This window comes from Halorhodospira sp. 9622, assembly GCF_022228025.1.
Taxonomy (GTDB): domain Bacteria; phylum Pseudomonadota; class Gammaproteobacteria; order Nitrococcales; family Halorhodospiraceae; genus Halorhodospira; species Halorhodospira halophila_A.
This window is the reverse complement of record NZ_JAJNRE010000046.1, coordinates 1-8,221: the sequence shown is the minus strand read 5'-3', so window position 1 is coordinate 8,221 and position 8,221 is coordinate 1. Positions and strand designations below refer to the sequence as shown.

Sequence of the window (8,221 nt, the reverse complement as noted above, 5' to 3'; positions counted from 1 at the left end):
CCCCCCCCCCCCGCCACGCCACCGGCTAGAAGTTGTAGCTCGCCCCCAGGGTGTAGTTGCGGCCGAGGATCGGCGCCGAGCTCTTGAAGAAGCTCTCGTGGCGTCGGCCGTCCTCGTCGAGGAGGTTCCGGCCGCGGAAGAACACGCGCAGCTCCTCGACATCCTGCGGTTCCCAGCCGATATCGAAGCCGACCAGGTTGTAGCTGCCGGTCTCGGTCTCCGCCGGACCGGTATCCGTCTGCCGGAAAACGTGTCGCCAGTCCACGGCGAAGTCCAGAGTCCGCCAGGCGGTGTCCACGCCGATCCCCAGCCGCGGCGCCGTCATCCGCGGCAGGCTCCCGCCGTCGCGGAAACGCCCGCGCAGGTAGTCGCCGCTGGCCCGGGCGGTCACCGGCCAGTCGGCCACGGTGAGATCGTGCTCCGCCTCGAACTCCAGGCCGTAGAGGTGGACGTCGGCGGCGGTGTTGTAGACCAGCTGATCGCCGCCGTCCTCTTGCACAACTTCATCGTCATCCGCCCCAACGCGCAGGGGCTCGCCGTTGTCGTCGAAGCTCTGGAAGTAGATGTAGTCATCCACCCGGTTGTAGAAGACCGCGGCGTCGTAGCGGACCGCCCCCTGGTGGCGCTCCAGGGCGATGTCCAGGTTGAGGTACTGCTCCTCGCCGAGATCCGGATCCCCCACCTCCCAGGTGCCGGCGGCGCCGTGGCGGCCGAAGGCGTAGAGCTGCTCGGCCGAGGGGGCGCGCTCGGCGTAGGTCACCGAGGTGCGCAGGCGGTGGGCGTCGTCGAGCTCGAAGCGGGCGCCGGCGGAGGCGCTGCCGGTGGTGAAGGTGCGGCTGCCGAGTTCCTCCTGGAAGTTGCGCTCGGGCACGTCGATCTCGACCCCATCGGCGCCTTCTATGCTGCCGCCGTCCGCGACCTGCTCGATTTGCTGGTCCGCCACATCCGCCGCCCGTGAGCGCTCTTGGTTGAGCCGGGCGCCGAACTCGACGGCGCCGAAGCCGGTGGGCAGCTCCTCGACCACGAAGACCCCGGTGGAGGTGGTCTCGGTGGGGCGAATGAGGTCGTCGCCATCAGCCGCGCCGATATAGTCCACGTCGTGGAAATCGATGCCGACGGTCCCGCGCAGCCCGCCGAGGGCGTCCAGGGGATCGTGGGTCAGCTCCAGCCGGGCGTCGAGCTCGTCCTGCTCGAAAGTCGCCTCCAGCTCTCGCTTGTCCAGCCGTCCGGTGCTCGTGTCGTACTCGTACTCGATCTCATCCTGGACGAACTCGGTGTAAGAGAGATTGAAACGGGCGGCCGAGAAGCCGTCGAACGGGTCGTAGAACTCACTGCGCAGATCGAAGCGGTCGTGCTCGGCGTAGATCCGCTCGTACTCGTCGGAGAGGTCGATATCGCCTGTGTTGTGCACCGGGAAGAAGGCCTCCGGCACGCCGTACTCGATCTCCCAGCGGTCGTAGCCGACGCCGATGTAGCCCCAGTCCTCCGACCACATCCCGGTCAGCGACCAGCTGTCGTCCTTGACGTCGCTGTTGACCAGCGTATCGCGGATCAGGTGATCGCCGTCGCGTCCCTCCTCAAGCTGGAAGCCGGCGATGTCGGCGTCGTCGCTGCGACTGAGGCTGTAGTCGGTGCGCAGGGCGAACCCCTCGGTCAGGGGCACCTCGACACCGGCGTAGCCCTGGCGCTTGTTGGCATTGTCGGTGTAGGCGCCGTAAAGGCGGCCGGAGACCTGGTCCCCGATAAACGGGTCAAAGCGGCTGGTGACCATGTTCACGGCCCCGCCGGCGGCCCCGGAGCCGTACATCAGTGTCGCCGGCCCGCGGATGAACTCCACCGACTGCGCCCGCCGCGAGTCCCCCCCGACGGCGTGATCGACGCCCTCGTCCGAGACATCGCTGATGCGCATGCCGTCCTGCAGCTCCTCGACCCGGGACCCCTGCAGGCCACGGATCGTGGGCCGGCCCACGCCGGGCCCGAAGTCCGCGTTGCTGATCCCCGGCAGGCCGTCGAGGACCTCGCCGATGGTCCCGCCACCGCGACGGCGCTCCAGCGCCTCACCCTCCACCACCGAGATCGGGCGCACGAGTTCGCTCTCCGTGCGGCTGCCCAGGGGATCGCCGGTCACGGTCACCTGGGGCAGGACCTCGGCCCCCGAGTCCCCAAGCACCGCCGCCGGTGCCGCCAGCCCCGCCAGACCGGCCGCCGGCAGTGCGCCGCGCCACGATACCGCGAGGGTCCGGAACCGGAGTATCATGCTACCTCCTTCATGCGAATGCGAATGCGTCCTGTTTATTTTATCCGCTCAGCCGTATGCCCGCCAGGGGCTGCGGCAGCCGCGACCCCTACGGCCGGAAGCGCTCGTCCGCCCGACCCTCGGCGAAGCGGGCCCGGGCCTCGTCCAGCCAGCCGCGGCGCACCGGGCCCTGTGGACCCAACTCCGGCGTACACGGCTTGATGTCGAGTAGCGGCGTGCCGTCGAGCATGTCCGGCCCCCGGATCTCGAGGGTGTTGCCGCGCACCGCCTCCAGTCGCACGGTGGACAGGCCGATGGGGTTCGGCCGCCGGGGCGCCCGGGTGGCGAAGACACCGTGGGGGCGATCATCGAGAAAGGGGACCACCTCGAGCTCGTAGCCCTCGCTGCGGTCGAAGAGAAAGATCAGGGTGATGTGCGAGAACCCGTCCAGATCCTTGAGCCCGGCCGCGTAGGCGGGATCGACCTCCACCTGGCCGGTGAAGTCGCCGGCACCGCTCGGCTGGACCGGCATACCGCGACGTTCGGTGTGCGGGGTGCGGATCACCCCGATCGGCTGCATCTCGATCATGCGCTCCTCCTCTGCAGGCAGGTCACGCCCCTGCGGGGCGCAAACGCGCACAGTCTGCGTCATTGCGCGGGCGCATGCAGCCTTGTTGCATCAGCACACGGCGCACGGGGGAAGTGCAGGCGCACATCGAGGGCAAGGATCCCGCCCGGACCCAATGCCTGGCGCGGCGAGGGATACGTGCCCCCGCCGCCCAGGTACCAACGAGCCCCGGGCGGCGGGTGCGACGGGTCAGTCCATACGCGCCCGGACGCGATCGAACTCGCGCTCGATCTCCTCGCCGGGACGGCCACCAATGCGGCTGAAGACCAGGATCGCCAGTGTCCCGAGGATGAAGCCGGGCAGGATCTCGTACATATCGAACAGGCCACCCTCGAGCAGATCCCAGACGACCACCGTCACCGCACCGACGACGATCCCCGCCAGCGCACCGTTGCGGGTGGTACCCCGCCAGAACACCGAGAGGATGATCACCGGGCCGAAGGCGGCACCGAATCCAGCCCAGGCGTAGGCGACCAGGTCGAGGACCGCGGCGTCCGGATCGAACGCCAACAGCGTTGCGAAGAGTCCGATGACGAGCACCGTGGCACGGCCGACCCAGACCAGCTCGCGATCGCCGGCGCGCGGGCGCAGGAAGCGCTTGTAGAAGTCCTCGGACAGGGCCGAGGAGGAGACCAGCAGCTGCGAGTCGATGGTGCTCATGATCGCCGCCAGCACCGCCGCCAGCAGGCAGCCGGCCACCCACGGGTTGAACAGCGCCTGGATCAGGGCCAGGAAGACCGTCTCGGGGTTGTCCAGGGTGCCGGTCCCCTCGAAGAAGGCGATACCGGCAAAGCCGGTGAAGATCGCCCCGAACAGGGCAAAGACCATCCAGCTGATGCCGATGAACCGGGCCGCCGGGATGTCCTTCGGGCTGCGGATGGCCATGAATCGGGTCAGCACGTGGGGCTGCCCGAAGTAGCCCAGCCCCCAAGCCATCAGCGAGATGATGCTGAACAACGTCACGTCGTGGAAGGCATCCAGCGCCCCGGGCTCGAAGTCCGCCACCGCCCCGGCGGTCTCCGACCAGCCGCCGAGATTCATCACCGTGATCACCGGCACCAGGATCAGCGCGACGAACATCAGGATGCCCTGGATGAAGTCGGTCCAACTAACCGCCAGGAAGCCGCCAAGCAGGGTGTAGACCAGGATCACCGAGGCGCCGACCGCCAGGGCCAGCGTGTAGTCCACGCCAAAGGTGTCCTCGAACAGCGTGCCCGCCGCCACCAGCCCGGCCGAGGTGTAGAAGGTGAAAAAGAGCAGGATCACCAGGGCGGAGACCACGCGCAGGGCGGAGGTCCGGTCCCGGAAACGGTTCTCAAAGTAGGCGGGGATGGTGATGGAGTCCCGCGCCACCTCGGTGTAGCGGCGCAGCCGCTCGGCGATGAACTGCCAGTTGAGGTAGGCGCCGATGGCCAGGCCCACCGCGATCCAGATCTGATTCATCCCCGAGGCGTAGACCGCCCCGGGCAAGCCGAGCAGCAGCCAGCCGCTCATGTCCGAGGCGCCGGCGGACAGGGCCGCAGTCCCCGATCCGAGACGCCGCCCGCCGAGGATGTAGTCGGCCAGGCTCTTGGTGAAGCGGTAGGCGAAGAGCCCCACCAGGATCATGAGGATCAGGTAGACGACAAAGGTCGCCAGCAGCGGGATGTTCAGGTCGAGCTCCCCGTTCATTGGTCCTCCTCCCGCAGCTTGCGGCGCACCAGGCTCGCCAGCGCGAGCACCACCACCAGCAACATCGGCACCAGCAGCCAGAACCAGGTGGCTGCCGTGAGGTTCTCTTCCATAGCCCGCTCCTCCGCTTGTGCAACGCCCGCCGCCCGGCGGCCGCGGGTCAGGGTCAACGATTACCGGGTGCAGATTCCGTGCCGCTGCGCACCGCCCGGCATCCCCGGACGCAGGCGCGGCGATTGCACCATGCGTGACCGGGGATGAAATACCAGGCACTGCGATCGTGCAAGGCACTGCGCCGGCATACCGCCCTCGCCGACCCGGCCGACAGGCGCCACAATCAGGGAAAGCGCCGCCCGCTCGCAGGCCGAGCACTGCGCGCGGGGCGGGCTGGCACGCGCCCTGCACGCAGCAGGCGATGTCCGCCCTGATTCGATCCGCCCGAGGAGGTGCCATGAGCGCGTTCGTCCATCCGGACCCCGAGCAGCTGCTGCCCGTCGAGCGCCAACCCCTGGCCGCGGCCTATCGCATCGACGAGCCCACCCGCAGCCAGGCCCTAATCCGGGAGGCCGAGTGCAACCCGCAGACCCGGGCGCGTATCCAGGAGCGGGCCCGCACCCTGGTCCACGGCATGATCCGTGCCCAGCGCCGCCAGTCCTCGCTGACCGCGCTGCTCCACGAGTACGACCTCTCCAGCGAGGAAGGGGTCGCGCTCATGTGCCTGGCCGAAGCGTTACTGCGCATCCCCGACGCCCCCACGGCCGATCGGTTGATCCACGACAAGCTCGGCGCCGGAGGCTGGTCATCGCACCTGGGCCGCGACCGCCGCCTGCTGGTCAACGCCGCCACCCTGGGCCTGGCGCTGACCGGGCGGATCCTCGATGCCGGCGAAGCCGAACGCTGGTTCGGGGCTCAACTGCGCGGTGCCATGGCGCGCCGGGGGGCGCCACTGATCCGCCGCGCGGTGCGCCGCTCCATGGGCCTGCTCGGCGAGACCTTTGTCCTCGGCCGCGACATCCCCGAGGCGCAGCGGCGTGCCCGCAAGCTCGAAGCCAAGGGGTACCGCTACTCCTACGACATGCTCGGCGAAGCGGCGCGGACCGATGCCGACGCCGAGCGCTTCTTCCAGGCTTACTGCGCAGGGATCGAACACTTTGGCCGCAGCGCCGACCCCAACGCATCGATGGACGCCCGCGCCGAGGTCTCGGTGAAGCTCTCGGCCCTCGACCCGCGCTTCGAGCCCGGCCAGGAGGAACGCGTCCGGGAGACGGTCATCCCACGGCTGCAGGCGCTCTGCCGACGGGCCCGGGAGGCCGGCATCGCCCTGTGCGTGGACGCCGAGGAAGCGGCCCGGTTGGATCTGACCCTGGACGTGCTCGAGGCGGTGATGGCCGACCCCGAACTGGCCGACTGGCACGGCCTGGGGATCGCGGTGCAGGCCTACCAGAAGCGGGCGCCGGAGTGGATCGAGTGGCTCGCCGAACGGGCGCGGCACCACCAGCGACGGCTGCGGGTCCGCCTGGTCAAGGGCGCCTACTGGGACACCGAGGTCAAGGACACCCAGATCCAGGGCCTCGACGACTACCCCGTCTTCACGCGCAAGGCGGCCAGCGACGTCTGCTTCCTGGCCTGCGCCCGGCGCATGCTGCGCTACCCCGAACAGATCTACCCCCAGTTCGCCACCCACAACGCCCACACGGTGGCCGCCGTGCTGGAACTGGCCGAAGAGCAACCCTTCGAGTTCCAGCGCCTGCACGGCATGGCCGACGAGCTTTACGATCAACTCGTCGACGCCCGCCCCGGCCGGGGTGTCCCGGTGCGTATTTACGCGCCGGTGGGCCAGCACGAGGCCCTGCTCCCCTACCTGGTCCGTCGGCTGCTCGAGAACGGCGCCAACTCCTCCTTCGTCAACCGGATCCACGAGGGCGATGTGGAGACCCTGATCGCCGATCCGGTGGAGCACCTGCGCTCGCGCCCGACCCTGCGCCACCCCCACCTGCCGCTGCCGGCCGGGATCTTCGGCCCGGACCGAACCAACAGCCGCGGCATCGACTTCTCCAACCGCCAGGAGACCGCGACCCTGGCCGAGGCGATGACCGCCGCTGCCGAGTCCCGGCGTGAGGCGCGGCCGATCATCAACGGCCGTGGCGCCCCCGAAGCCGACGGCACCTGGGCCGACGTCTGCAGCCCCACCGACACCGGGCAGCGGGTGGGCAGCGTGCTGTGGGCCGGCCCCGAACACCTGGAGCAGGCCCTGGCCGGCGCCGCCGCAGCGTGGCCGCGCTGGGCCGCCACACCGGTCGAAGAGCGCGCCCGCGCCCTGGAACGCTTGGCCGACCTCTACGAGGCGCACACCGCCGAACTCATGACCCTCTGCACCCTGGAGGGCGGCAAGACGCTGCGCGATGGCATCGCCGAGGTCCGCGAGGCGGTGGACTTCTGCCGTTACTACGCCGCCCAGGCGCGACGACTGATGGCTGAGCCGACGCCGCTACCCGGCCCAACCGGCGAGACCAACACGCTACAACTCCATGGCCGCGGCACGTATCTGTGCATCAGCCCCTGGAACCTGCCGCTGGCGATCTTCACCGGTCAGATCACCGCCGCCCTGGCCGCCGGCAACGCAGTGATCGCCAAGCCGGCGGAGCAGACGCCGCTGATCGCCCAACGGGCGGTGACGCTGATGCACCAGGCGGGCATCCCTGGCGACGTGCTCCACCTGCTACCCGGCGAGGGCGGGCGCATCGGGCCGCCGCTGGTCGCCGACCGGCGCATCGACGGCGTGGCCTTCACCGGCTCGGTGGCTACGGCGCAGCAGATCCACCGCACCCTGGCCGGGCGTGACGGCCCCATCGTTCCCCTGATCGCCGAGACCGGTGGCCTCAACGCCCTGATCGTGGACTCCAGCGCCCTGCCCGAGCAGGCGGTGGTGGATGTCCTGCGCTCGGCGTTCTTCAGTACCGGTCAGCGCTGCTCGGCGCTGCGCCTGCTTTGCCTCCAGGAAGACATCGCCGAACCTTTTCTAGAGATGCTGCGCGGTGCCATGGACGCCCTGCGGGTCGGCGACCCGCGCTGGCTGGCCACCGACATCGGCCCGGTCATCGATGCCTCGGCCCGGGCCCGGCTGGAGGCCCACCATGAGGCGATGGCCGCCGCCGGCCGGGTGGTCCATCGAACACCTCTGGGCGACGCCGGAGCCCGCGGCCATTTTGTCCCCCCGTCGCTCTACCGGCTGGACGCCAACGAGGACCTGCAGGAGGAGTTCTTTGGGCCGATGCTCCACTACACCACTTGGCGGGCGGGGGAACTCGAGTCGGTGGTGGAGCGGATCAACGCCGCCGGTTATGGGCTGACGTTCGGTGTGCACAGCCGCGTCGACAGTCATCGGGATGCGGCCACGCGGGCGATCCGCGCCGGCAACGCCTATGTGAACCGGGATATCGTCGGTGCGGTGGTCGGCTCGCAGCCCTTCGGCGGCGAGGGGCTGTCGGGCACCGGTTTCAAGGCGGGCGGTCCGAACTACCTACTGCGCTTCGTCAACGAGCGGGTGGTCACGGAGAACACGGCCGCGGCCGGGGGCAATGCCTCGCTCTTCGCCCTGGGCGAGGATGACGAGGCGTAAGCGGCGAGGAGCCGGCGGGCAGACGGTTCACCTGCTTGAGCGTCGACACAGCCCGGAGCCGGTGGAT

Annotated in this window: 4 protein-coding genes; 1 reads left to right on the top strand and 3 read right to left on the bottom strand. The window is 69.7% G+C overall.

Annotated elements, in window-relative coordinates:
• Nucleotides 1-25: 25 nt before the first annotated feature.
• From LRG07_RS13170 to putP, 3 genes are all read right to left on the bottom strand, one after another.
• Nucleotides 26-2,257 (bottom strand): TonB-dependent receptor, encoded by a 2,232-nt coding sequence (locus LRG07_RS13170; RefSeq protein ID WP_238642628.1) that lies wholly within the window; start codon nucleotides 2,255-2,257, stop codon nucleotides 26-28.
• Nucleotides 2,258-2,345: 88 nt separating this feature from the next.
• Complete coding sequence (tsaA, locus tag LRG07_RS13165) at nucleotides 2,346-2,825, bottom strand: tRNA (N6-threonylcarbamoyladenosine(37)-N6)-methyltransferase TrmO (protein WP_201168711.1); 480 nt, start codon at nucleotides 2,823-2,825, stop codon at nucleotides 2,346-2,348.
• Between the two features lie 228 nt (nucleotides 2,826-3,053).
• Entirely contained in the window at nucleotides 3,054-4,535 is a 1,482-nt protein-coding gene (putP, locus tag LRG07_RS13160) for a sodium/proline symporter PutP (RefSeq protein ID WP_274519787.1), read from the bottom strand.
• Nucleotides 4,536-4,986: 451 nt separating this feature from the next.
• Between putP and putA the strand changes: the two genes are divergently transcribed.
• Nucleotides 4,987-8,154: a bifunctional proline dehydrogenase/L-glutamate gamma-semialdehyde dehydrogenase PutA gene (gene putA, locus LRG07_RS13155; RefSeq protein ID WP_238642625.1), complete on the top strand. Its 3,168-nt coding sequence runs from the start codon at nucleotides 4,987-4,989 to the stop codon at nucleotides 8,152-8,154.
• The last annotated feature ends 67 nt before the right edge of the window (nucleotides 8,155-8,221 follow it).

Coding starts and splice junctions, on each gene's coding strand:
- LRG07_RS13170 (WP_238642628.1), bottom strand. CDS start 2,257: ATGATACTCCGGTTCCGGACCCTCGCGGTATCGTGGCGCGGCGCACTG.
- tsaA (WP_201168711.1), bottom strand. CDS start 2,825: ATGATCGAGATGCAGCCGATCGGGGTGATCCGCACCCCGCACACCGAA.
- putP (WP_274519787.1), bottom strand. CDS start 4,535: ATGAACGGGGAGCTCGACCTGAACATCCCGCTGCTGGCGACCTTTGTC.
- putA (WP_238642625.1), top strand. CDS start 4,987: ATGAGCGCGTTCGTCCATCCGGACCCCGAGCAGCTGCTGCCCGTCGAG.